At 65.1% G+C, this 23,646-nt stretch carries 21 protein-coding genes; 11 read left to right on the top strand and 10 right to left on the bottom strand.

Annotated elements, in window-relative coordinates; all coding sequences use genetic code 11:
• Nucleotides 1-4 precede the first annotated feature (4 nt).
• The 6 genes from guaD (at nucleotide 5) to NX780_RS12625 (ending at nucleotide 10,869) form a co-directional block, all read left to right on the top strand.
• Nucleotides 5-1,309, top strand: a complete 1,305-nt coding sequence (gene guaD / locus NX780_RS12650) for a guanine deaminase (RefSeq protein WP_258828213.1) — start codon at nucleotides 5-7, stop codon at nucleotides 1,307-1,309.
• 190 nt (nucleotides 1,310-1,499) lie between these two features.
• Entirely contained in the window at nucleotides 1,500-2,981 is a 1,482-nt protein-coding gene (locus tag NX780_RS12645) for an amidohydrolase family protein (RefSeq protein ID WP_258828212.1), read from the top strand.
• A gap of 548 nt (nucleotides 2,982-3,529) precedes the next feature.
• The gene (locus NX780_RS12640; protein WP_258828211.1) at nucleotides 3,530-6,952 is read left to right on the top strand and encodes a TonB-dependent receptor; all 3,423 of its coding nucleotides are present in this window, start codon (nucleotides 3,530-3,532) and stop codon (nucleotides 6,950-6,952) included.
• 181 nt (nucleotides 6,953-7,133) lie between these two features.
• Nucleotides 7,134-8,813 (top strand): bifunctional metallophosphatase/5'-nucleotidase, encoded by a 1,680-nt coding sequence (locus NX780_RS12635; protein WP_258828210.1) that lies wholly within the window; start codon nucleotides 7,134-7,136, stop codon nucleotides 8,811-8,813.
• A gap of 24 nt (nucleotides 8,814-8,837) precedes the next feature.
• Complete coding sequence (locus tag NX780_RS12630; protein ID WP_258828209.1) at nucleotides 8,838-9,899, top strand: S1/P1 nuclease; 1,062 nt, start codon at nucleotides 8,838-8,840, stop codon at nucleotides 9,897-9,899.
• Between the two features lie 109 nt (nucleotides 9,900-10,008).
• Nucleotides 10,009-10,869, top strand: a complete 861-nt coding sequence (locus tag NX780_RS12625; protein WP_258828208.1) for a MipA/OmpV family protein — start codon at nucleotides 10,009-10,011, stop codon at nucleotides 10,867-10,869.
• A 37-nt stretch (nucleotides 10,870-10,906) separates the two neighbouring features.
• Here NX780_RS12625 and NX780_RS12620 read toward each other — a convergent pair whose 3' ends face one another.
• The 7 genes from NX780_RS12620 to NX780_RS12590 form a co-directional block, all read right to left on the bottom strand.
• Nucleotides 10,907-11,260 (bottom strand): hypothetical protein, encoded by a 354-nt coding sequence (locus NX780_RS12620; RefSeq protein ID WP_258828207.1) that lies wholly within the window; start codon nucleotides 11,258-11,260, stop codon nucleotides 10,907-10,909.
• Between the two features lie 203 nt (nucleotides 11,261-11,463).
• Nucleotides 11,464-12,429 carry an ABC transporter permease gene (locus NX780_RS12615; protein ID WP_258828206.1) on the bottom strand — a complete coding sequence of 322 codons (966 nt, stop codon included), beginning with the start codon at nucleotides 12,427-12,429 and terminating at the stop codon, nucleotides 11,464-11,466.
• Nucleotides 12,430-12,432: 3 nt separating this feature from the next.
• The gene (locus tag NX780_RS12610; protein WP_258828205.1) at nucleotides 12,433-13,527 is read right to left on the bottom strand and encodes an ABC transporter permease; all 1,095 of its coding nucleotides are present in this window, start codon (nucleotides 13,525-13,527) and stop codon (nucleotides 12,433-12,435) included.
• Between the two features lies 1 nt (nucleotide 13,528).
• Nucleotides 13,529-15,058 carry an ABC transporter ATP-binding protein gene (locus NX780_RS12605; RefSeq protein WP_258828204.1) on the bottom strand — a complete coding sequence of 510 codons (1,530 nt, stop codon included), beginning with the start codon at nucleotides 15,056-15,058 and terminating at the stop codon, nucleotides 13,529-13,531.
• A 94-nt stretch (nucleotides 15,059-15,152) separates the two neighbouring features.
• Nucleotides 15,153-16,154, bottom strand: a complete 1,002-nt coding sequence (locus NX780_RS12600; RefSeq protein ID WP_258828203.1) for a BMP family lipoprotein — start codon at nucleotides 16,152-16,154, stop codon at nucleotides 15,153-15,155.
• Nucleotides 16,155-16,518: 364 nt separating this feature from the next.
• Nucleotides 16,519-17,502, bottom strand: coding sequence for an alpha/beta hydrolase (locus tag NX780_RS12595; protein WP_258828202.1), 984 nt, complete (start codon nucleotides 17,500-17,502; stop codon nucleotides 16,519-16,521).
• 133 nt (nucleotides 17,503-17,635) lie between these two features.
• Nucleotides 17,636-18,166, bottom strand: coding sequence for a DUF2231 domain-containing protein (locus NX780_RS12590; RefSeq protein ID WP_258828201.1), 531 nt, complete (start codon nucleotides 18,164-18,166; stop codon nucleotides 17,636-17,638).
• Nucleotides 18,167-18,286: 120 nt separating this feature from the next.
• Here NX780_RS12590 and NX780_RS12585 point away from each other — a divergent pair, with 120 nt between their 5' ends.
• Genes NX780_RS12585 through pcp form a run of 4 tightly spaced genes read left to right on the top strand, consistent with a single transcriptional unit; the run spans nucleotide 18,287 to nucleotide 20,945 of the window.
• A complete protein-coding gene (locus NX780_RS12585; RefSeq protein WP_258828200.1) occupies nucleotides 18,287-18,589 on the top strand; it encodes a YciI-like protein in 303 nt (100 codons plus the stop codon).
• A gap of 60 nt (nucleotides 18,590-18,649) precedes the next feature.
• Nucleotides 18,650-19,342: a DUF969 domain-containing protein gene (locus NX780_RS12580; RefSeq protein WP_258828199.1), complete on the top strand. Its 693-nt coding sequence runs from the start codon at nucleotides 18,650-18,652 to the stop codon at nucleotides 19,340-19,342.
• Nucleotides 19,339-20,292, top strand: a complete 954-nt coding sequence (locus tag NX780_RS12575) for a DUF979 domain-containing protein (protein ID WP_258828198.1) — start codon at nucleotides 19,339-19,341, stop codon at nucleotides 20,290-20,292. Before NX780_RS12580 ends, NX780_RS12575 begins: the two co-directional genes overlap by 4 nt.
• Before the next feature lie 2 nt (nucleotides 20,293-20,294).
• Nucleotides 20,295-20,945 (top strand): pyroglutamyl-peptidase I, encoded by a 651-nt coding sequence (gene pcp, locus NX780_RS12570; protein WP_441294996.1) that lies wholly within the window; start codon nucleotides 20,295-20,297, stop codon nucleotides 20,943-20,945.
• A 58-nt stretch (nucleotides 20,946-21,003) separates the two neighbouring features.
• Here pcp and NX780_RS12565 read toward each other — a convergent pair whose 3' ends face one another.
• The gene (locus tag NX780_RS12565; protein WP_258828196.1) at nucleotides 21,004-21,411 is read right to left on the bottom strand and encodes a hypothetical protein; all 408 of its coding nucleotides are present in this window, start codon (nucleotides 21,409-21,411) and stop codon (nucleotides 21,004-21,006) included.
• 195 nt (nucleotides 21,412-21,606) lie between these two features.
• On the opposite strand from NX780_RS12565, the gene NX780_RS12560 reads away from it, so the two are divergent.
• Nucleotides 21,607-21,816: a hypothetical protein gene (locus tag NX780_RS12560; RefSeq protein WP_258828195.1), complete on the top strand. Its 210-nt coding sequence runs from the start codon at nucleotides 21,607-21,609 to the stop codon at nucleotides 21,814-21,816.
• Here NX780_RS12560 and NX780_RS12555 read toward each other — a convergent pair.
• Nucleotides 21,803-22,717 carry a LysR family transcriptional regulator gene (locus NX780_RS12555; RefSeq protein ID WP_258828194.1) on the bottom strand — a complete coding sequence of 305 codons (915 nt, stop codon included), beginning with the start codon at nucleotides 22,715-22,717 and terminating at the stop codon, nucleotides 21,803-21,805. The genes NX780_RS12560 and NX780_RS12555 overlap by 14 nt on opposite strands.
• 19 nt (nucleotides 22,718-22,736) lie before the next feature.
• Entirely contained in the window at nucleotides 22,737-23,645 is a 909-nt protein-coding gene (locus NX780_RS12550) for a pseudouridine-5'-phosphate glycosidase (protein WP_258828193.1), read from the bottom strand.
• Between the last annotated feature and the right edge of the window lies 1 nt (nucleotide 23,646).

Here is a 23,646-nt window from a genome sequence, read left to right as displayed (position 1 = left end):
GAAGATGTCCACCCCACCTCAGACCATGCAAGCCTACCGAGCGAGCTTGCTGCACTTTCACGCCGACCCGGCCTTCGATGAGAAGGCCTACGCCTGGCATGAAGACGGCCTTCTGATCGTCGAAGACGGCAAGGTCAAAGCCGCCGGCGACTACGCCGCGCTCGCGCCCACGCTGCCACCCAACGCCGCCGTGCAGGATATGCGCGGCCACCTGATCACCCCGGGCTTCATCGACACCCACTTGCATTACCCGCAGACGGACATGATCGCCTCGCCGAGCCCGGGCCTGCTGCCCTGGCTGGAGACCTACACCTTCCCGACCGAGCGCCGCTTCGAGGATCCGGCGCACGCGCGCGCGACCGCCGAGTTCTTCCTCGACGAGCTGCTGCGCTGCGGCACCACGACCGCCGTCGTCTACTGCACCGTGCACCCGCAATCGGTCGACGCCTTTTTCGAGGCCAGCGAGGCGCGCAACCTGCGCATGGTGGCCGGCAAGGTGCTGATGGACCGCCACTGCCCGGACTTCCTGCGCGACCTGGAGGGTGGGGTGGGCGACAGCGCTGCCTTGATAGACAAATGGCACAAGCGCGGCCGCCAGCTCTACGCGATCACGCCGCGCTTCGCCCCGACCTCGACCGACGCCCAGCTGCGCGCGACGGCCGAACTGGCGAAAGCCTATCCCGACACCTTCATCCAGACCCACGTGTCGGAAAACAAGGACGAGTGCAAGTGGGTGGGCGAACTGCATCCGCAGGCGCGCAGCTACCTGGACGTCTACGAGCGCTTCGGCCTGATGCGCCCGCGCGCCCTGTTCGGCCACTGCATCTGGCTGGACGACGAGGACTTCGCGCGCATGGCGGCCACCGGGTCGGCGGCAGCGGTGTGCCCGACCTCCAACCTCTTCCTGGGCAGCGGCCTGTTCGACTTCGAGAAGGCCGACGGCGCGCGTACGCTGCTTTCGCTCGGCACCGACGTCGGCGCCGGCACCTCGTTCTCGATGCTGCAGACCATGAACGAAGCATACAAGGTGGCGCGCCTGAAGGGCAGCTACCTGCCGGCCCTGCGCATGTTCTACCTGGCGACCCTGGGCGCGGCGCGCGCCATGGGCCTGGAAGGCACGATCGGCAGCCTCGCGCCGGGCGCGGAAGCCGACTTCGTGGTGCTCGACCCGAAAGCGACACCCCTGATGGCGCGCCGCACGGCGCAGCTGGAATCGCTGGAAGAACTGCTGTTTGCCTTCGCCCTGCTGGGGGATGACCGCTCGGTCAAGGCGACCTATTCGGCCGGCAAGCTGGTACATACCCGGTAGGGTGGTCGGGTCCCCCGACCGCGCGTTCAGCTAAAGAATGCGTCGCCACAGCGCGTCCGTGAGTTGGACGCGCGGTCGGCAAAGCCGACCACCCTACATGCCATATTGCAAACGCTAACCCAAGCGTATAGAGTTGCGCGGTCACGCGGGCGCCACGCCCGCCTTCAACCGCACCAGAAAGTACCGACCCATGCAGACCAAACTGACCGCCGGCATCCTGCTCGCCCTGGCCCTTACCAGCGCCCAGGCCAAGGGCCCGGCTTCCACCGCCAACGAAACCGCCACCGCCCGCCACTACGCGAGCCTGATCGCCGGCGAGCCGAAGACCTCCGAACTGACCCTGTTCTTCACCCGGATGCCCAAGGGCGGCGACCTGCACCACCACTATTCGGGTTCGGTCTACGCCGAGTCCTACGTCGACTTCCTCGACATGCAGGGCTACTGCGTCGACAAGCGCACGTACCGCATCGAGACCGACAAGGAAGCCGTGGCGGCGGAGCGCGCCAAGCCGGCGAAGGAGCGCAACTGCCTGTCCACCGCCGAGGTCTACGCGGACGACCACACCTACCGCGAGCTGCTGCAGCGCTGGTCGAACAAGGACTTCAACAACCACGGCGCAATCCAGCCGCCGCCGGACCGCCTGTTCTTCCAGACCTTCGGCTTCTTCGGCCCGGTCTCGAACGCCAATTTCCGCGAAGGCCTGCAGGAGCTCAAGAAGCGCGCCATCCTGGAAAACGTCAGCTACATCGAGACCATGTTCAAGATGTCGCCATTCGTCGTCAACAAGGAGTTTGACAAGCAGGCCTGGCGCAACGTGGGCGACGACAAGGCCTTCGATGCGCAGATGGGCGCCTGGCTGGCGGTGCTCGAGCAGGATGCCGGGTTCCGCAAGCAGACCGAGGACTTCGTCACGAAGATCCACGAAGCCGCCGAAGGCATCGACGACGAGCGCTTCACCATGCGCTACCAGACTTATGTGCTGCGCCTGCTCGACCCTTCGCAGGTGTTCTCGTCGATGGTCTCCGGCTTCAAGGCCGCGAAGATGAGCGACAAGATCGTGGGCGTGAACATCGTCGGCCAGGAGAGCACCATGGTCTCGATGCGCGACTACACCCTGCACATGAAGATGTTCCGCTTCCTGAAGTCGCGCTACCCGGACGTGAAGGTCGCCATGCACGCGGGCGAGCTGGCGCTGGGCGACGTGCCGCCGGAAGGCCTGAAGTTCCACATCGACCAGGCCCTGGTGGTGGCCGGCGCCAACCGCATCGGCCACGGCATCGACCTGGCCCACGAGAGCAATGCCCCGGCCATCCTGGAAAAGATGCGCAAGGACGACATCCCGGTCGAGATCAACCTGACCTCGAACGCCTTCATCAGCGGCATCGAAGGCGCCAACCATCCGGTGACGATCTACCGTAAATATGGCGTGCCCTACGTGATCTCGACCGACGACGCCGGCGTCACCCGCCACACCCTGTCCAACGAGTACGTGCTGTTCGCCAGCCGCTACAAGCCGGACTATGCCGAAATGAAGAGGACCTCCTACAACAGCATCAAGTATGCTTTCCTCCCGGCAGCAGAGAAGGCGCGCCTCACCCGCCAGCTCGACGAGCGCTTCGCCACTTTCGAGGCGGATGTTGCAAAAATGTTGAAACAGGCTGTCGGAAAATAATCCGCGGACCGGCTCGCCGAGGCCGGAAATCCTGTCAATACGGGCGGCAAGGCAAGCTTGCCGTCCTGCGTTTGCTTCTTCTTGGGTAAACGCAAACACTCGGAAAATTAGTTTTCATATAATTTTTGTGGCCAACTTGCCACAAAAATTCCGGCCCTTCGCGCGCTTTTCCGAAAAAACATCTCTAAATATTTCATAGAAGAATGCCTTCCGTATAATCGCGCCTTGTGATTTTGCCCGGAACCATCGCCTTTCAGCCCCTTCATCCCCCGTTTTTCGACCGATTTATAGGCTCTGCCTATAAATACGCATGGAAAAACGTATTTGTCGGGCTGGTATGGGCTCCTGCATATTTATTGGTGTTAACAAATATGCTTGAAGTTTTTCCATGGCCGCCTGTAACTGCGATGAAAGATTTCATATCTACAATCGCCCGGTTCATCAAGGCAGCCGGCGATGCCGCTTCCGGCAACCAGGGTTGCAGTACTTGTGAAGAGGGACGTCTCCCGGCGTCCAATAACTATTAAGTCTATTTTGGGGTTTTAACAATGATCACTCACAAACAGATCCGGCTGACCAAGCTGGCGCTGGCTTTGTCGATTGTGCTGTCGGCTGCGCCGGCTGTCGCACAGAACACCACTTCCGCCGTCAGCGGCCGCGTTGCCGGCCCGGACGGCAAGCCGGTCGCAGGCGCGCAGGTTGTCATCCGCCACGCCGAGTCGGGTTCTGTCAGCACGGTCACGACCGATGCGGAAGGCCGTTACGTCGCACGCGGCCTGCGCGTCGGCGGTCCGTTCACGATCACGATGAGCAAGGACGGCACGGTTGAAACCATCAACAACGTCTACACCAACCTGGCGGAAACCTCCAATGTGGACGGCACCCTGGGCCAGAAGGTGGCGGTCGTCAACGTGACCGGCCAGGCACAGTCGAACAAGTTCAACAGCAGCAACATGGGTTCGGGCACCAACATCGGCCGCGCCGAACTGGTGGCCCAGGCGTCGATCGCCCGTTCGCTGGCCGACTACGCCCGCCAGGACCCGCGCCTGTCGCAGACCGACAAGGATCGCGGCGAAATCTCGGCCGCCGGCCAGAACTCGCGCTTCAACTCGATCACCATCGACGGCGTGTCGATCACCGACACCTTCGGCCTGGAATCGAACGGCCTGCCGACCGCGCGCCAGCCGATCTCGATCGACGCAATCCAGTCGGTGCAGGTCAACATCTCGAACTACGACGTGACCCAGAAGGGCTACACCGGCGCCAACATCAACGCCGTCACCAAGTCGGGCACCAACGAATGGCACGGCAGCGTGTACCACGTGTACCGCGACGACCGCATGGTCGGCAAGCGCTACAACGCCAGCAGCGACACCTACTACGAAGCGCCTGAATTCAAGGAAAAGACCAGCGGTGTGACCCTGGGCGGCCCGCTGATCAAGGACAAGCTGTTCGTGTTCGTCAGCGCCGAGAATTCGAGCAGCTCGAAGGACGGCGTGTCCTATGGCCCGATCGGCAGCAGCCTGACCAACGTCGGCATCCGTCCGGAAACCATCGCGGCCATCCAGAACATCGCCAAGACCAAGTACGGCATGGACATCGGCAGCAGCAACATCCCGAGCGGCGCCGAACAGAAAGTCGAAGACCGCCTGCTGAAAGTCGACTGGAACATCAACGACAATCACCGCGCAAGCTTCCGCTGGCAGAAGACCGACCAGGTCGAGCCATTCTTCCCGAGCTTCAGCGCCAGCTCGCTGTCGCTGACCTCCTACCTGTACTCGGAGAACAAGAAATTCGAATCCTCGGTCGCCCAGCTGTTCAGCGACTGGACCCCGGACTTCTCGACCGAACTGAAACTGTCGCGCCGCGACAGCGGCAAGACCCACCTGAACGGTTCGACCCTGCCGTCGATCGCCCTGGCATTCCCGGGCCAGCTGCCTGCGGGCGCGCCGGCCGGCACCAGCCGCAGCGAGCGTAGCCTGAACTTCGGTACCGAGCGCAGCCGCCAGATGAACGAACTCGACACCACGACCTGGGACGCCTACGTCGGCGCCACCTGGCTCAAGGGCGACCACGAAGTCAAGTTCGGCGCGGACTACATGCGCAACAGCATGTACAACTCCTACCTGCAGAACGTCTTCGGCGTCTACGAGTTCAACTGCGTCGACTCGACCTCGACCTACACCTACAACTTCGCGGCCAATGTGAAGTGCGACTCGGCCGATGTGGTCGAGAAAGCGGTGCTGGAAAACTTCGAGCGCGGCCGCGCCTTCGAATACCAGGCCCAGCTGGCACAGCAAGGCCGTTCGCTGCGCGACGCCACCGCCGACTGGACCCTGGCCAACACCGGCCTGTTCATCCAGGACACCTGGTCGATCAACCGCAACCTGAAGCTGACCGCCGGCATTCGCTACGATCGCGCGTCGACCAGCGACGTTCCGCTGCGTAACGCCGCAGTGGCTGCCCCGAAAGTGGCGGGCGTCTACAACACGAACCCGCGAAACATCGTCGCGGAAACCGGCGGCTTCGGTGTCGACAACACCACCACCATCGATGGCGACGACCTGATCCAGCCGCGCTTCGGCTTCAACTACCGCCTGGACACCAAGCGCGCGACCCAGATCCGCGGCGGCATCGGCCTGTTCGCAGGTTCGGCGCTGAACGTCTGGCTGGGCAACCCGTTCGCCAACAACGGCCTGGTCACCACCACGGCCGGTTGCGGCATCGCCGGCTACGCGGCCTGCGCAGCGGACAACAGCGTCTTCAGCCCGGATCCGTACAACCAGCGCGCGATCAACGGCGTGACCCCGGCGGCCAACGTCGACCTGATCCTGCCTGGCGTGAGCCAGCCGTCGGTCTGGAAGGCCAACCTGGCGGTCGAGCATGAACTGCCGTGGTACGGCATGGTCGTGAGCCTCGAGTACATGCGCACCGACGTCAAGAACGGCGTCTACTTCCAGAACCTGAACCTGGGCGCTCCGACCCGCATCGGTCCGGACGGCCGCCAGATGTTCTGGACCGAGACCGGCTACAACGTCGCCTGCTCGACCTCGAGCGGCAGCTTCAGCACCTCGGGCGCCTGCTCGGGTCACCGTTCGCGCGCACTGGCCAATCGCGCCTTCGGCGACGTGATCGCGGTCGCAGGCACCGACAAGGGCGGCGGCAACACCGCAACTGTCCAGCTGAGCAACAGCCGTTCGCGTGGCCTGCGCTGGTCGCTGGCCTACACCTACACCGACGCGACCGAAGTCAGCAACGCCGGCAATTCGACCTCGGGCTCGAACTTCCGCGGCCGCTCGATCTTCAATCCGAACGAAGACGTCGACGCAAACTCGGCTTACCTGGTGAAGGACCGTGTCAGCGCCTCGCTGAGCTGGGAAAAGGCCTTCTTCGGCACCTACAAGACGATCTTCGGCGCCTTCTATGAAGGCCGTCGCGGCAAGCCGTACAGCTGGACCTACCGCAACGACATGAACGGTGACGGCGTCCAGGCGAACGACCTGATGTACGTGCCGAGCGCCTTCGGTTCGGGCGAAGTCATCTTCAAGGGCGACACCGCGACCAGCCGCGTCAACGAGCAGCGCTTCTGGGATGTCGTCGAACAGCACAAGGACCTGCGCGCAGCCAAGGGCGGCGTGGTCGAGCGTAACTCGGGCTTCTCGCCATGGACCAACAGCATCGACATGCGTATCCAGCAAGAGATCCCGGGCCTGTTCAAGGGTCACAAGGGCGCGCTGGTGTTCGACTTCATGAACGTTGGCAACATGCTCAACAAGCGTTGGGGCCGTATCGAAGAAGTCGGCTTCTTCAGCAGCGGCGGCGCGAACTCGCGTGACATCGTCGAGTACGCTGGTATGCAAGACGGCAAGTACGTCTACCAGGTGCGTGACCAGGTCGAGTTCTACACCCTGAAGCAGAACAAGGGTGAATCGTCGTGGGCAGTCCAGGTGACCGCTCGCTACGAGTTCTAAGTTCGACTTCGTCAAAGCGTTGATGCGCTGAGACACGAGACGGCCGGTGGCGACACCGGCCGTTTTTTATTGGGTGAAGGCCCTTGAGCCGGCCCGCCGTAAAGATGGCGGGCGCCCAGGGCTGATGCCATAATGCGGACGGGCTCGACGAGCCTCCCGTCCAGAAAACCGAGAACACTCCATGACCGTTTCCCTGCACGCCCCGGCGCGCCTTTCCTGCCTTGCGCTGGCGCTCGTCCTCGCCGGTTGCGCCACCGCGCCGTCCGCCCCGGTGACCATCAACATCGTCGCCATCAACGACTTCCACGGCAACCTCGAGCCGAGCCGCTACGTCCCGGTCAATGCCGAGGGCGGCAAGGAGAAGGCGATCCGCGCCGGCGGCATCGAAGCCGTCGCGGCCGCGCTGCAGGCCTGGCGCAAGCAGGACAAGGACCTGCTCTTCGTCTCCGCCGGCGACCTGGTCGGCGCCAGCCCGGCGATGTCTTCGCTGTGGGCCGACGAGCCGACCATCGAGGCCATGAACATGCTCGACCTGCGCGTCTCCGCGGTCGGCAACCACGAATTCGACGCCGGCCGCAAGGAACTGCTGCGCCAGCAGAACGGCGGCTGCGATTCGCCGCGCCCGGCCAAGGCATGCCAGATGGCGAAGGTCTATCGCGGCGCAAAGTTCACCTACCTGGCCGGCAACGTGATCGACAGCGCCACCGGCAAGCCTTTCATCCCCGCCTACCGCATCGAGACGGTCAAGGGCGTCAAGGTCGGCCTGGTCGGCGTGGTGCTGCAGGACACCCGCTCGGTGGTCATGGCCTCCGGCATCGCGGGCCTGAGCTTCGAGGATGAAGCGCAAGCGATCAACCGCGCCATTCCCCAGATGCGCAAGGACGGCGCCGACGTGATCGTGGCCCTGGTGCACCAGGGCGGCACTACCAAGGACCACCCGCTGCAGCCGGGCTGCACCAACCTCGAAGGTCCGATCGTCGATGTGGTGAAGAAGATCGACCCGGCCGTGCGCCTGGTGATTTCGGGCCACACCCACCAGGGCTACCTGTGCACGGTCGACGGCCGCACCGTGACGCAAGGCGCCTCCTACGGCCACCTCGCCACCCGCGTGGCCATGACGGTGCAGAAGGGCGCCGGCGTGCCCAACGATATCAAGGTCGAGAACGTCCTCATGCAAGCCGGCGACTATCCGGCGGACGAGAAGATGGCGGCCTTTGTTGCGAAGGTGAAGGAAAGCAGCCGCGCGGCCTTGAACCGCCCCGTGGCGCGCTTGGCTGCCGCGCCGGTGCTGCGCAAGCAGAACGAGGCCGGTGAAGCGCCGCTCGGCAACTTGATCGCGGACGCCGTGCTGGCCGCCACCCGCAACGTCGGCGCGCGCATCGGCTTCATGAACGAAGGCGGCATCCGCAAGGACCTCGAAGCGGGCGAGAACAATGTGGCCGCCTTCGGCCAGGCCCAGGCCGTGCTCCCCTTCGGGAACACCCTGGTGGTGATGGACCTGACCGGCGCGCAGATCCGCCGCATCCTGGAGAACCAGTGGAAAGAAGGATCCTCGGGTGGCTCGATGCTGCAGGTCTCGAAGGGCTTCAGCTACCGCTGGGACGGCACCAGGCCGGTCGGCAGCCGCGTGCTGGGCATGACCCTGGACGGCCAGCCGGTCCAGGACACGAAGACCTACCGCGTGGTCGCGAACAACTTCCTGGCCGAGGGCGGCGACAACTTCCCCGACTTCGCCAAGGGGACCAATCGCCTCGAGACGGGCCTGCTCGACCTCGACGCCTTCACCGACTACCTGCGCGCCAGCGAAGGGCAGGGCGCGTCCCTGGCCCCGGAAGCGGCGCGCATCATCAAGGTTCAATAAACGCTTTTCACACCAGGGGATTACATGAAAAAACTGGCATGCGTGCTCGCGCTGACGAGCGCCTTCGCATCGTTCGACGCCGCGGCCTGGGGCCGTGACGGCCACAAGGCGGTCGGCGCCATCGCCGACAAGCTGCTCAAGGGCAGCAATGCGCAGAAGCAGATCCAGGCCTTGCTGTTGCCGGGCGAAACGCTCGAGTCGATCGCCAACTGGGCCGACTGCGTCAAGGGCACCTATTGCGGCCCGCAGACCCAGGAGATGGTCGACTACGTCAGCGGCAACCCGAAGCACAGCGCGTACCACTACACCGACGTGCCGTTCCAGTTACACAAGTATCATGACCATGGCGTCGGCACGGCGGACGTGGACATCGTCCAGACGCTGAAGCAGTGCATCGCCGTCCTGCAAGGGAAGACCGACCCCGCGCTGAACCCGCACAAGTTCACCAAGCGCCAGGCGCTGATCCTCCTGACCCACTTCGCCGGCGACATCCACCAGCCCCTGCACGTGGGCGCGGCCTTCGTCTCAAAAGAAGGCAAGTTCGTGGTGCCGAAGACCCATGCGGAAGTCGACGAGACCGCGATCTTCGATTCGCGCGGCGGCAACAACCTGCTGCTGGACGACGCCAAGGTGTCCGCGCTGGCCGACGGCCTGATCGGCCCGGGCGAACCGGTTCCGGTGCGCGAAGGCGTGCCCAAGGCGCTCACGAAACCCTTCCACTCCTACTGGGACAGCACCACCGTCGACTACGCCTTCCGCCGCATCAAGACCAGGACCCCGGCCCAGTTCGCCGAGGTCGCCATCGCCGGCAACCCGCAGGTCGCGAAGGCATCGGGCGACCCGATCACCTGGCCTTACCAGTGGGCGGACGACGCCCTGGTCGCGGCCAAGCTGGCCTATGCAGACGTAGTGCCGGGCAAGCTCACCCAGCAGACCAGCAAGAAGGGCGAGACCTACTACACCTTCTCGCTGGAAGTGCCGCAGAACTATCCGGTGCCGAGCTCGGCGATCGCCCGGACCCAGCTGATCAAGGGCGGCTACAACCTGGCCGCCATCCTGCAGGCGATCTTCCCCGACAAGGCGTGATCGCCCGTCCTCACGCATGACAACCCCGCTTCGGCGGGGTTTTTTGTTTCTGCGCCGGCGCTGCGGACTTGGCATAGAATCGCGTTCACCTGAACCGGACAAGAAAACCATGACCACTCTCATCAAGGCCGCCTGCGCCGCCTGCCTCCTTCTATCTGCCGCCGCCCACGCCCAAAGTAATCCCGAAGCCAATCTCCCGCTATGGGAATTCGGCCTCGGCGCCGCCGGCCTCTCGACGCCATCCTATCCCGGCGCGGACGAACGCGAAAACCGCGTGCTGGCCTTCCCGAACATCGTCTACCGCGGCAAGATCCTGCGCGCCGACCGTTCCGGCATCAATGCGCGCCTGTTCAGTTCGGACCGGGCGGAATTCGACATCGGCTTCGCCGGCGCCTTGCCCTCGGATTCGGACGACGTCGACGAGCGCGCCGGCATGCCGGACCTGGGACCCCTGCTGGAATTCGGCCCGCGCCTGAAGCTGCGCCTGGCGGACCTGGGGAACAATCGCCGCATCCGCGCCGAGCTGCCCCTGCGCGCGGTGATCGAAGCGAGGAGCGGCCTGCATGTGCGCGGCACTACCTTCGAGCCGCGCCTGGCCTACGAGATGGCGGGCGAGCGCGGCGTGTGGACGCTCGAGACGAACCTGTCGGTGGTGCTGGGAGACCGCCGCATCAACCGCCATTTCTACGAAGTGGCGCCGCAGTATGCGACCGCGACGCGGGCGGCCTACACGGCGGAATCGGGCCTGATCGCGACGCGCCTGGGCCTGTTCGGCTCGCGCCGCATCAACGAGGATGTGCGCCTGTTCGGCTATGTGCGCTACGAGAGTTTCAAGGGAGCGGCGAACCGCGACAGCCCGCTGCATGTGAAGGACAGCGGCGTATCGGGTGGGGTGGGCGTGATGTGGACCTTCAAGCGCTCAAGCCGCCGGGCCAACGGAGGGGAAACCGTCGACCCGGCGCTGATGTAAGCCGGGCGTTCACCCGGCAGGACGGCTCATCTGCTGCTTACTTGCCGCTGTCCTTGCTGTCCTTGTGCGCCGACTTCTTGTCCTTCTTGGCCTGCTTGGTGTCGGTCTTGTCGGCGGCGCTGGCCGGAGTTGCCGGGGTGGCCGCGGTGGCCGGGGTTGCCGGTGACGCCGCGGTTGCCGACGTGGCGCCGGTGCCGCCGCTGGTGGTCGAGGTGTCCGGGGTGGCGGCGGTTGTCGTGGTATCGGTTACCGGCGGGACCGGGCTGGTCGGGGTTGCCGAGGTGGCCGGGCTTGCTGGCGTTGCCGGGGTAGCGGGCGTTGCCGGGGTGGTGGTCTGGGCGAATGCCGACGCGGCGGACAGGGCGAGGATCAGGGTAGCAATGTGCTTCATGTGATGAATCCTTTCTGGTCAGTTTCTGGCGTACGTTATCGTGTCACCTGGCTCTTCAACGGGGTGGTGTCGATGCCTGTTGACCATCATTACAAACGCTTACGGTCGTCACATTTGCTCACAAATTGTGCAATAGTCGGTGGCTTGGGGCAAAAAAAATGGCCTGCAGAAATGCAGGCCATTTGCTTTGTGAGGGGAAACAATCAGCGCGATTTCACGAAGGGCTTGCCCAGCGCCTTCGGCGCCACCGACTTGGCCATCAGGCCCGCCAGCACGACCACGGTCACCACATACGGAATCATCTGGATCAGCGAGCCCGGGATGCGGCCCACGACCGGCAGGTCGACGCCTTCGATCTGGATCTGCACCGCCTGGAAGAAGGCGAACATCAGGCAGCCCAGCACGGTGTGCACCGGACGCCAGTTGCCGAAGACCAGGGCGGTCAGCGCCAGGTAGCCGGCGCCGGCCGACATGTCGCGCAGGAAGAAGCCGCTCTGGACGACCGACAGGTAGGCGCCCGAGAAGGAGCACAGCACGCCGGCGATCAGCATGGCGGTGTAGCGGGTGCGCTGCACCGACACGCCGGCCGCATCGGCCGCATGGGGGTTCTCGCCGCAGGCGCGCAGGCGCAGGCCGAAGCGGCTGTGGAACAGGACCCAGTGCACGACCGGCAGCAGCAGGAAGGCGAGGTAGACCAGCACCGAGTGGCCGCCGATCAGGTGGCCGTACAGCCAGCCGATGAAGGGAATGTCCGCGACCGCCGCGGTGCCCGGCAGGACCACATCGGTCAGGCGCGCTTCGCCCAGGTCGGGCGTGCGGCCGCCCTGCTGGAAGAAGTACTGCGCCACCACGAAGGTCAGGCCGCTCATGGCGATGTTGATCGCGATGCCCGCGACCAGCTGGTTGCCCTTCTGGGTGATCGAGACGAAGGCCTGCACCAGGGCGAGGGCCATGGACACGAGGATGCCGGCGGCGATGCCGATCCACGGGTCCTGGTAGGTGTAGGCGACGCCGGCCGACACGAAGGCCGAGGCGAGGATCTTGCCCTCGAGGCCGATGTCGACCACGCCGCTGCGTTCGGCGAACAGGCCGGCCATGGCCGCGAAGATCAGGACCGGGGCGTTGCGGATGGTGGAGACGATGATGCTGGCGAACTGGAAGTCTTCCATGGCTTAACCCTTGCGTGCGCTTTTGCTGGCGTTGATCAGTTTCAGGACTGCCGGCCCATACATGTTTTCCATGGCGCCGCAGAACAGGATGATCAGGCCCTGAATGAAAATGAAGGTCTCCTGCGGGATGTTCGGTTTTTCCAGCGACAGGTCGAAGCCGCCCTGGATCAGCGCGCCGAACAGCACCGCGGACAGGAAGATGCCCACCGGGTTCTGGCGGCCCATCAGCGCGATCGCGATGCCGATGAAGCCGGCGCCGGCCGGGAAGTTCAGGCTCAGGTAGTGGGTCGAACCCATGATCGAGTTCACGGCGGCCAGGCCCGCGAGGGCACCCGAGATCAGCATCGCGACAATGATCATGCGGCTGATGCGCACGCCGGCGTAGTGGGCCGCATGCTGGTTCAGGCCCGTGGCCTGCAGCTTGTAGCCCCAGGAGGAGCGCGACATCACGACGCCGTAGATCACCAGGGCGATGATCGCGAACAGGAAGGAGATGTTGAGCGGGGTGTCGCCCAGGGCCGGGAACCAGTCCACCAGGCGCGGCATCGCGGCCGCTTCGCTGAAGGTACGGCTGGCCGGATTCTGGTCGCCTTCGGGAATCAGGAAGCCGACGATCAGCCAGTTCATCAGGTTCGCGGCGATGAAGTTGAACATGATGGTCGTGACCACCACGTGGCTGCCGCGCTTGGCCTGCAGGTAGCCCGGCAGGAAGGCCCAGCCGGCGCCGAAGACGGCGCTGGCCACCATCGCGAGCGGAATCAACAGCCAGGGCGAGAGCGTCGCATCAAAAGCGAGCATGGCCAGGGTCAGCCCCAGGCCGCCGAGGTACATCTGGCCTTCGGCGCCGATGTTGAAGAGGCCCGCCTTCATGGCCACCGAGACGGCGAGGCCGGTGAAGATGAAGGTCGAGGCGTAGAACAGCGTGTAGCTCAGGCCTTCCGGATTGATGACGGCGCTGTTGATCAGGATCTGCAGCGATTCCACCGGGCTTTCGCCCAGCAGGTGGATCACCAGGGCGGCGACGAGCAAGGCCGAGAGCAGGTTCAGGACGGGCAGGACGAAGCCGGATGCCCAGCGGGGGAGTTCAGTAGTCTTCATGTCAGTGCTTGTGCATCCCACCCATCAGCAGGCCGATGCGGGTGGTGTCGAATTCGTCGATGTTCAGTTCACCGGTGACGCGGCCGCCGGAGACCACCACGATGCGGTCGGCCAGGGCGCGCACTTCTTCCAGCTCGGTCGACACCAGCAGGATGGCCACGCCTTCGTCGCGCAGGCGCAGCAGCTGGGTGTGGATGCTCTCGATGGTGCCGATGTCGACCCCGCGGGTCGGCTGGCCGACCAGCATCAGCTTCGGGGCGGCCGACACTTCGCGTGCGATCACGACCTTCTGCTGGTTACCGCCCGAGAGCAGGCCGATGCGCAGGTCCGGATTCTTGGGACGCACATCGAAGGCCTCGAGCAGATGGGCGCAGCGATCGGCGATGGCCTTGAAGTCGAACAGGCCGGCCTTGTTCTTGACGCGGTCCTGGTAGCCGAACACGGTGTTCTGCATCACCGTGAAATCCTTGATGACGCCGTCGCGCAGCCGGTCTTCCGGCACGTGGCCGATGCCGCGTTCCCGGAATTCGGCGGGCAGGCCGTCGGCGTTCGAGCGGCGTGCATAGGGCAGTTCCTCGCCGAGGAATTCGACCTTGCCGGAAGAGGGCAGGCGCATGCCGGACAGGATCTCCATCAGCTCGCTCTGGCCATTGCCCGACACGCCGGCAATCGCCACGATCTCGCCGGCACGCACCGTGAGGTCGATGTCGGACAGGAGCTTGACGCCCTGCTTGTCCTGCAGCTGCAGGCCTGACACCTTGAGCACCGGCGCGCCCGGACTGAAGGGCTTGCGTGGCAGGTTGCCTTCGATCGGACGGCCGACCATCATATTGGCCAGCTGCTCTTTCGAGGTGTCGCGGGTTGCGACGGCTCCGGCCACGCGGCCCGCGCGCATCACGGTCACCTGGTCGGTGATCTCCATGATCTCGCCCAGCTTGTGGGTGATCAGGATGATGGTCTTGCCCTGTTCCTTGAACAGCCGCAGGATCTCGAACAGCGAGGCGGTTTCCTGGGCGGTGAGGACGGCGGTCGGCTCGTCCAGGATCAGGATCTCGGCGCTGCGGTAGATCTGCTTGAGGATCTCGACGCGCTGCTGGGCGCCTACCGACAGGTCGTGGATGGTGGCCAGCGGGTCGACGTCGAGGCGGTACTTGGCGCAGATCTCGCGCAGCTTCTCCTCGGTTTCCTTGCGCTTGGCAGCCAGCTTGAATCCGCCCTCGGTGCCGAGCATGACGTTGTCGAGCACGGTCATGTTCTCGACCAGCATGAAGTGCTGGTGCACCATGCCGATGCCCATGGAAATCGCCTCGAGCGAGGTGCGGATCTGGCGTTCCTCCCCATTGATCAGGAGCTGGCCGCTGTCGGCATTGTAGTAGCCGTACAGGATGCTCATGAGGGTGGACTTGCCCGCGCCATTCTCGCCGATCACACCGTGGATCGAGCCTTTGGCGATCGAGAAGCTGACGTCAGCGTTCGCCTGCACGGCCCCGAAGGCCTTGCTAATGTTGCGAAATTCTACGGCTGGCTGCATTGCGATCAGTAATTAAAAAGGGATGGGCTGTATTCAAAAGCGCGCCGGACCGGAATGAACCGGCGCGGCGCGCTTCGGAATGGGGAATGGAAAATCAGACCGGGCAGCTGCTCGCGGCGCGGTAGTCGATGACCTTGATCTTGCCGTTGATGATGTCGGTGCGCACGGCGTTCACGCGCTTCTCGATCTCCGGCGTGACGACCTTGCGGTTGTCCTTGTCCAGGACCCAGTCCACGCCGCCTTCCTTCAGGCCCTTGTAGGTGACGCCACCCTTCCAGGTGCCGTTCTTCATGGCCATGAACGAATCGTAGACGGCGACGTCCACGCGCTTGACCATCGAGGTCAGCATGGTGCCCGGGTGCAGGTAGTTCTGGTTCGAGTCGACGCCGATCGCCAGCTTGCCTTTTTCCTTGGCCATCTGCAGCGTGCCCATGCCGCTGCCGCCGGCCACGGCGAAGACCACGTCGACGCCGCGGTCGAACTGCGCGCGCGCCAGTTCGCCGCCCTTGGCCGGGTCGTTCCAGGCCGCGGCGGTGGTGCCGACCATGTTCTGGATGATTTCCGACTTCGGATACTGGGCCTTGGCGCCTTGCGCGTAGCCGCAGGCGAAGGCGCGGATCAGGGGGATGTCCATGCCGCCCACAAAACCAAGCTTCTTCGATTTCGAGGCCATGGCGGCGGCGACGCCGACCAGGTAGGAACCTTCCTGCTCCTTGAACATCACCGAGTTGATGTTGTTACCCTGCGCGATGCTGTCGATCAGCACGAAGCGCACGTTCGGGAATTCCTTCGCGACCTTCTGGACCGCCTGGGTCTGCGAGAAACCGATGGCGGCGATCAGGTCCAGCTTCTTGCGGGCGAGGCCGCGCATGACCTGTTCGGCCTGGGTGTCGCTGCTGGCTTGCGCCTCGAAGACCTTGATGCCGGTCTCTTTCGAGAAGCGCTGCAGGCCCTCGAAGGCCGACTGGTTGAACGATTTGTCGAACTTGCCGCCCGCATCGTAGACCATGCCGAGCTTGGGCGCGCCTGGCGCCGCTGCCGCACTGCCGGCGACGACGAGCGCCGCGATGGTCATGCTGAGTTGCTTAAGTTTCATGAATGAGGCTCCTGGAATTTCGATATTGTACCCGTCGCAAGCATGAGCCTGGAACGGGCAGCGCAAGCTGCATCGTCCACGCACAAGGGAGCTGGGCAATGCGTAGCGCATTGTGTCAGCCGCACGGCGTGCGCGGGGTGTCGATTTGTAACGCGGTGTTGATTCTCTCGGACAGCGCATGATGCATTGTCGCTCGCCAACAACATCGGGGCGGGCGAATCAGGCCACGTTACTGCGCAAAGAGACGTTCCGGACCTGCGCAGCGCAACCTGTCAAATATGCATCAAGCGACATATTGATGACAAATACGATTTTACTTGGCAATTTATTCTAAGGAAATATAACTGCTGACAATTTTCAGCAATTATTTCGCAATAGCCGTCATCGTATTTGCGCCGAGCGGGGCGGTGGCCGTCTTGACGGCGGCTTCCGGTGCGGGAGCGGGACCGAGTTCAGGGCCCACTTCCGCCTGCAGGGCCGGGGCTTCGCCCGGCGGCAGTTGCGGCGTCGTCGCCGGCTTCCTGAACTGCTTCGTGAGGAAGCTGGCGATCAGCGCCTGGGTCGCTTCCAGGTAGGGGATGTTCATGTGGTCCGAGTTCGGCACCGTGTCGTCGCCGACCAGGGTGGCGAGCTTGCCGACCAGTTGGTCGGTGTGCGAATGCGGCACCACGTCGTCCTCAAGCGCGCGCAGCACATAGGTCGGGGCCTTGAGCGAGGGTGCGTATTTGATCGACTCGAAGCGGTGGCGCAGCATGTACTCGATCGGCATCACGCGGAAGCGCCGCTTGGCGATCGCCAGGATGGAATCGTACGGCGTGATCAGCACCACCGAGTGCACCGGACGCTCCTTGGCCACCTGGACGGCGACGCCCGAACCCAGGCTGCGGCCGACCACCGCGATGCGCGAGGCATCCACCTGGCCGAGGGCGGCGAGCCAGTCGAACAGGTGGCAGCCGTCGTCGATCATGTGGATCTCGGCCGGCACGCCGTGCGACTGGCCGTAGCCGCGGTAGTTCATGGCCAGCACCGTCATGCCGGGGAAGAGCTTGCCGGCGTCGCGCGCGACCCAGGACACTTCCTCGGAGCGGCCGCCGAAATACATCACGGCGGGACGGGGACCCGGCACCAGGGGCGTGAGCAACCAGCCGGAGAGCCGGGTGCCATCCTTGGCGCGCAGGACGATGGGGCGGGTGCGGTGCCCGCTGCTGCGCGGGCTTTCGACTTCGGGCTTGATGCAGGGGTTGAACACGAGGCGGCGCTGGTTGGCCGCGACGGCGGCCGTCAGGGTGAGCCACAAGAAGCTCGCAAAACCCGTGATCCCCGCCGCCATTTTTTTCGATGTGTCCATGATGCCAGTCTACGCCTGCCGCTCAGCTTTGTTCTGTGCGGCACTTCGCTCAGTGCTCAGGAAGGCGAAAACGTGGCAATTTAGTTGCTTTATCGCAACAGTGGCGAGCGGGGCCGTGCGGGCCCCGGGGCGTTCACTGCGGCGGATGCAGGGTCGTCGACGGCCCGGCCGCGACGTACTGCTCGACGTCCAGCGCCGTGTGGTCGATGCGCACGTCCTGCTGCGCGTTCTCGGCGCCCATGCCGACCTGGGCGTGCTGGCCGTCGCCCATGCGCATGCCGAACCAGCTCGAGGCCAGGGTGCCGGCGGCGGCGATGGCCGACAGGGCGAGCGAGCCGCCGCTGTCATGGCGGCCTTCGCGGCGCAGGATCAGGTTGGCCGCGCCGGCCAGCATGGCGGCGCCGGTGAGGGCGGCGTGCAGCTGGCCATCGTGCTTCGTGTCGCCCTGCGGCTTCTCGGCGGCGTAGTCCACGGCCCCGGCCACGCTGGCCACCAGGCCGCCGGCGATGCCGCCGGCCATGCTCAGGTAGGACGCCTTGGCATAGTCTTCGTCGCCGGTGGCGCTGTGCAGGGCGTCGAGGATGAAGCCGAAAGGAATGAGGACGGCGGGGGCGGCCATCAGGATCGAATGCAGCGAATGGCCGGCGACGGTGGTCTTTTGCATGGCGGGTCTCCTGGCAAGGGTGGTGGTCGGCACGAGTGTGACATAGGGCTGAAGACGGAAACGCACGCTTGCGCGCCATCGGTTACCATCGACGTTCGCGCCATCCAACCGGAGACCTTCGTGCACTACCTGCTCATGTATGACCTCGCCCCCGACTACCTGGAACGCCGCGGCGAATTCCGCGACGAACACCTGAAGCTGGCCTGGGAAGCGCAGGAGCGCGGAGAACTGGTGATCGCCGGCGCCCTGATGGAGCCGAGCGACCATGCGGTGCTGATGTTCAGCTGCGACACGCCCGAGCCGGTGCAGCTGTTTGCCGCCCGGGATCCCTACGTCACCCACGGCCTGGTGCGCGCCTTCCACGTGCGCCAGTGGAATACGGTGGTGGGCGAGGGCGCCTTCAATCCGGTCCGTCCGGGCTGAGCCGTGACCCGATGAACTTGGAGTAGACTTCTCCGGCTTCCAATCCGAGCCGGAGAGTTCATGCAATCTGCTGTCAATCTGTGGCCGCTGCTGGGTGTCGCGGTCGTCGTCCTTGGCTTCCTCCTGCGTGTCAATCCGGTGCTGGTGGTCATCGCGGCCTGCGGCGTCACCGGGCTGGCCGCCGCCATGCCGGTGGTCGCGATCCTCGAGTCGCTCGGCACTGCCTTTGTCAAGACCCGCAACCTGCCGCTGATCCTGCTGCTGCCGCTGGCCGCCATCGGCCTGCTGGAGCGCTTCGGCCTGCGCGAGCGCGCGCAGACGGCGATCGCGAAAGTCCGTTCGGCGACCGCGGGACGCCTCCTGATCGTCTACCTGTTCGCCCGCGAGACCTCGGCCGCCGCGGGCCTGACCAGCCTGGGCGGCCAGGCCTCGATGGTGCGCCCGCTGGTCGCGCCGATGGCCGAAGCCGCGGCCGAGGCCCAGCACGGCAGCCTGCCCGGGAAGGTGCGCCACCGCATCCGCGCCATGGCCGCCGCCACCGACAATGTCGGCCTGTTCTTCGGCGAAGACATCTTTGTCGCCTTCGGGGCCATCGTGCTGATGCAGACCATCCTGCAGGCCGAGGGCATCGCCGTGAATCCGCTGCACATGGCGCTGTGGGGCATCCCGACGGCGATCTGCGCCTTCATCATCCATGCCTGGAACCTGCGGCGCCTGGATGCGCACATCCTGCGCGAGGTGGCAAAGGCATGATCACCCTTGACCACTTCTACCTGCTGGTCGGCCTGCTGTTCGCCTTCGTCGCCGTGATGAACCTGCGAGACCACAGCAATCCGCGCCGTTCTACGTCCGCGCTGTTCTGGGGCCTGTACGCGCTGCTTTACCTGGCGGGCGAACGGCTGCCCCCGGCGATCGCCGGCGCGCTGATGATCGTGATGGCGCTGGTTGCCGGCTTCAAGGGTGTCGCTGCCGGCAAGGCCCGGCTGCCGCCGGAGGCCGAGCGCCGCGCCAGTAGCGAACGCCTCGGCAACCGCCTCTTCATCCCCGCGCTGCTGCTGCCCCTCGTGACCATGCTGGGCGCGACCGTGTTCAAGGATGTCCGGCTGGGCGGCCTGCCGCTGCTGGAGGACAAGCACCTGACCCTGGTGAGCCTGGGTTGCGCGTCCGTCGTAGCGGTGGCGGCGGCCTGCTGGCTGACCCGCTCGACGCCCCTGCAGAGCATGCGCGAGGCGCGCCGCCTGGTCGATGCGATGAGCTGGGCCGTGGTGCTGCCGCACATGCTGGCGGTGCTCGGCCTGCTATTCACCGAGGTGGGCGTGGGCAAGGCGGTGGCCCACCTGACGACGTCCTGGATCAATATGGATTCGCGCTTCATCGCGGTGCTGGTCTTCTGCGTCGGCATGGCGCTGTTCACCATCGTGATGGGCAACGGCTTCGCCGCCTTTCCGGTGATGGCGGGCGGCGTCGGCATACCGGTGCTGGTCGGCGTCTATGGCGCGAATCCCGCCGTGATGGCGGCGATCGGCATGTTCAGCGCTTATTGCGGTACATTGATGACGCCGATGGCGGCCAACTTCAATATCGTGCCGGCCGCGCTGCTCGAGCTGCCGGACAAGAACGCGGTGATCCGCGCCCAGGTCCCGACCGCGCTGCCGCTGCTGGGTGCGAACGTCTTCCTGCTCTACTTTTTGATGAACCAGTGATGATCAAGACCGTTTTACTGACCGGCTTCGAACCCTTCAACGGGGCCACCGTGAACCCGGCGTGGGAAGCCGTCCGTGCGCTGGAGGGCTGGAGCGGCGAGGATTTCCGCGTCGAGGTGCGCCAGCTGCCCTGCGTGTTCGGAGAAGCCAACAGGGCGCTGGCCGGCATGGTCGATGCCCTGCATCCCGACGTGGTGATCGCCGTCGGCCAGGCAGGCGGCCGGGCGGAGATCTCGGCCGAGCGGGTGGCGATCAATGTGGACGACGCGTCCATCCTCGACAATGCCGGCCGGCAGCCGGTGGACCAGCCCATCCACGACGACGGACCGGCGGCCTATTTCACGACCCTGCCGATCAAGGCCATGGTGGCGGCGATGCGGAAACAGGGATTGCGGGCGGGTGTGTCGCAGACGGCGGGCACCTTCGTGTGCAACCACGTGTTCTACGGCCTGATGCACCATGCGGCCGCGAGCGGGCGCACTATGAAGGCGGGCTTCATCCACGTGCCGTTCTTGCCCGAGCAGGCCGAGGGCAGGCTGGAAACGCCGCCGTCGATGGCGCTGGAAGAGATCGTTGCGGGGATCAGGATCGCGGTCGAAACCGCCGTGCGCGTGGAGCGCGACGAGGCGCACGCGGGCGGCGCGACACACTAGGTGTGCGCGGCGCCCGCGTGGCGATGAGGCAAGCGGAGCAGGGCTCCACTGCAAGCGATTAACGCTTCTCTTGCAGCTTCTCGCCGGCGCGCTCCAGGGCGGCGCCGGTCTTGTCGCCGACCTTGTCCGAAGCGGCCTTGACTTCGGCAGCGGCTTCTTTCGATTCCTGCTTGATCTCGGCGCCGGCTTCGCGCATGTTCTCGCCGGCCTTGTCGGCGGCTTGCTCGATGTTCTCGCCTGCGCGGTCGGCAGCGGCATCGACGCGCGCGGCGGCGTTCTCGGTTGCGTTCTCCACGTTCTGCGCGGCTTCGCGGGTTTCCTGGGCAGCATTGGCAGCTGCTGCGTCGACGGCGGCGCCGGCTTCCTGGGCAGGGCCCATGTTCGGGTTGTCGTCGGCTTTCTTGCAGCCGGTGGCCATCACGGCAACAGCCAGCATCAGGGCGGAGAGGGTAGCGGTGGTTTTCATGATGTGCTCCTTGTCAAGGTGGGTCTGGTTATTCATGTTTTGACAAGAGTTTGCACCAGCTCATGCATGCGGACGGTGCGCGAAGTAACGCAGAATAAAGAAAATGTGTGTCTTGCAAGAAGTTAAATCGACACACTTTTATCAATCAATTTTTCCAAAGGCCTGTTGTAGTGGCGACAATGTTACGATTGTCATATGGACCGACGAAACGACTACAAGACCGCCTTGCTCATCGATGCCGCCATCCACGAGGCCGCCAGCGAGGGGCGGCCGCGCGCCGCGACCGAACTGGCCCGGATCGGCGTGCCGATGGAAGTGACCATGCGGGTGCTGACCCGTCCGGGCGAGCGCCGCCACCAGATCGCCTCGCTCAGTACGGTGGCGGTGGAGATCAAGCGGCGGTAGTGGCCTTGTCGGGAAACAGGATGTTCAGGAAGGCGCGCACCACCGGCGCGTCGTCCAGCAGCGGATAGCTGATGTACAGGTTGGCCGAAGGCGGATTGGTCTTCACCGGGAGGAAGCGCACGCCGGGCCAGCCGATGCGGCTGGTGGTCTCGGGCAGCAGGGCCACCCCCAGGCCGGCGCCGACCATGGCGAGCAGGGTCTGGGGCTCGGCCGCTTCCTGGAAGATGGTCGGCTGGAAGCCCGCGTTCACGCAGCACTGGATCAGGTAGCGCGGCTCGGCCGACTGGTCCAGGTGCAAGGTCAGCATCGGCTCGTTCGCGATGTCGGCCAGTTCGATGGACGCCTCGCGGGCCAGCGGGTGTTTCTCGCTGATCGCCACACACACGTTCTCGCGGAAGCACAGGTCCTGGCGCATGTTCGCCTGCTTCAGCACGTCCGCCTCGATCTTCGGTTCGCGCCAGAAGCCGACGTCGATCTGGCGCGCGCGCAGCGCTTCCCACTGGTCGTTGGGGCCCAACTCGTGGATGGTCCAGGTCACGCGCGGGTACTGGCTCTGGAACTGCTCCAGCAGGCCCGGGATCGGCCCCCACATCGCGGAGCCGACGATGCCCACGCGCAGCCGTCCCACTTCGCCGCGGTCGATCTGGCGGATGGTGTCGATCGTCATGCGCATCTTGGCCAGCAGCTCGGCCGCCTCCACCATCAGCGCCTTGCCGGCCACCGTCAGCTCGAAGCTGCGCGTGGTGCGGGTGAACAGGCGCACCCCGAGTTCGCTTTCCAGCTTCATGATCTGCTGGCTCAGCGGCGGCTGCGAGATGTGCAGGCGCTCGGCCGCGCGCGAGAAGCTTTTTTCTTCCGCTACCGCGAGAAAGTAGCGCAACTGTTTCAGGTCGATCGACATGGCGCTCGTGCGAGGTTGCTTACGCGTTCAGGGCCACGGCCAGCCGCGCGCCGACCACGGCGTTGTGCTTGACCAGTGCGATATTGGTCGCCAGGCTGCGGCCCCCCGTGAGTTCCTTGATGCGGGCCAGCAGGAAGGGCGTGACCGCCTTTCCTTTCACGCCCTGGCTTTCCGCTTCGCCCAGGGCCTGCCCGATGATCGCATCGATTTCCGCGGCCGGCATCGCGGATTCCGCCGGCACCGGATTGCTGACCACCACGCCGCCCGCAAGGCCCAGCTGCCACTTGGTGCGGATGAAGGACGCCTGTTCTTCGGGCGTGTCGAGCTGGAAGTCGGCCTTGAAGCCGGATTCGCGCGTGAAGAAGGCGGGGAAGCCCGGCCGGCCGACGCTCAGCACCGGCACGCCATGGGTTTCCAGGTATTCGAGGGTGAGGCCGATGTCGAGGATGGACTTCACGCCGGCGCAGACCACCGCCACGCTGGTGTGCGCGAGTTCCTGCAGGTCGGCCGAGATGTCGAAGCTGGTCTCGGCGCCGCGGTGCACGCCGCCGATGCCGCCGGTGACGAAGACCTCGATGCCGGCCAGCCGGGCGCAGATCATGGTGGCGGCGACCGTCGTCGCGCCCAGCTTGCCGGTGGAGAGCACATAGGCCAGGTCGCGGCGGCTGACCTTCATCGCGTCGGGGGAAGAACCGAGCAGTTCCAGCTGCTCGTCGGAGAGGCCGACGCAGATCTTGCCGCCAATGATGGCGATGGTGGCCGGCACGGCGCCGGCGTCGCGGATGATTTTCTCCACTTCGCGCGCGGTCTGCACGTTCTGCGGGTAGGGCATGCCGTGCGAGATGATGGTCGATTCCAGCGCCACGACAGGCTTGCCGCTGGCGCGCGCGGCCGCCACTTCGGGCGAGAACAGGAGGAAGGATTGCATG

Origin of the sequence: Massilia agri (assembly GCF_024753255.1) — a bacterium.
GTDB classification, from domain to species: Bacteria; Pseudomonadota; Gammaproteobacteria; order Burkholderiales; family Burkholderiaceae_D; genus Telluria; species Telluria agri.
The sequence above is the reverse complement of the archived record's forward strand: the minus strand, read 5'-3'. Positions and strand labels throughout refer to the sequence as shown.

Coding starts and splice junctions, on each gene's coding strand:
- guaD (WP_258828213.1), top strand. CDS start 5: ATGTCCACCCCACCTCAGACCATGCAAGCCTACCGAGCGAGCTTGCTG.
- NX780_RS12645 (WP_258828212.1), top strand. CDS start 1,500: ATGCAGACCAAACTGACCGCCGGCATCCTGCTCGCCCTGGCCCTTACC.
- NX780_RS12640 (WP_258828211.1), top strand. CDS start 3,530: ATGATCACTCACAAACAGATCCGGCTGACCAAGCTGGCGCTGGCTTTG.
- NX780_RS12635 (WP_258828210.1), top strand. CDS start 7,134: ATGACCGTTTCCCTGCACGCCCCGGCGCGCCTTTCCTGCCTTGCGCTG.
- NX780_RS12630 (WP_258828209.1), top strand. CDS start 8,838: ATGAAAAAACTGGCATGCGTGCTCGCGCTGACGAGCGCCTTCGCATCG.
- NX780_RS12625 (WP_258828208.1), top strand. CDS start 10,009: ATGACCACTCTCATCAAGGCCGCCTGCGCCGCCTGCCTCCTTCTATCT.
- NX780_RS12620 (WP_258828207.1), bottom strand. CDS start 11,260: ATGAAGCACATTGCTACCCTGATCCTCGCCCTGTCCGCCGCGTCGGCA.
- NX780_RS12615 (WP_258828206.1), bottom strand. CDS start 12,429: ATGGAAGACTTCCAGTTCGCCAGCATCATCGTCTCCACCATCCGCAAC.
- NX780_RS12610 (WP_258828205.1), bottom strand. CDS start 13,527: ATGAAGACTACTGAACTCCCCCGCTGGGCATCCGGCTTCGTCCTGCCC.
- NX780_RS12605 (WP_258828204.1), bottom strand. CDS start 15,058: ATGCAGCCAGCCGTAGAATTTCGCAACATTAGCAAGGCCTTCGGGGCC.
- NX780_RS12600 (WP_258828203.1), bottom strand. CDS start 16,154: ATGAAACTTAAGCAACTCAGCATGACCATCGCGGCGCTCGTCGTCGCC.
- NX780_RS12595 (WP_258828202.1), bottom strand. CDS start 17,502: ATGGACACATCGAAAAAAATGGCGGCGGGGATCACGGGTTTTGCGAGC.
- NX780_RS12590 (WP_258828201.1), bottom strand. CDS start 18,166: ATGCAAAAGACCACCGTCGCCGGCCATTCGCTGCATTCGATCCTGATG.
- NX780_RS12580 (WP_258828199.1), top strand. CDS start 18,650: ATGCAATCTGCTGTCAATCTGTGGCCGCTGCTGGGTGTCGCGGTCGTC.
- NX780_RS12575 (WP_258828198.1), top strand. CDS start 19,339: ATGATCACCCTTGACCACTTCTACCTGCTGGTCGGCCTGCTGTTCGCC.
- NX780_RS12565 (WP_258828196.1), bottom strand. CDS start 21,411: ATGAAAACCACCGCTACCCTCTCCGCCCTGATGCTGGCTGTTGCCGTG.
- NX780_RS12560 (WP_258828195.1), top strand. CDS start 21,607: ATGGACCGACGAAACGACTACAAGACCGCCTTGCTCATCGATGCCGCC.
- NX780_RS12555 (WP_258828194.1), bottom strand. CDS start 22,717: ATGTCGATCGACCTGAAACAGTTGCGCTACTTTCTCGCGGTAGCGGAA.
- NX780_RS12550 (WP_258828193.1), bottom strand. CDS start 23,645: ATGCAATCCTTCCTCCTGTTCTCGCCCGAAGTGGCGGCCGCGCGCGCC.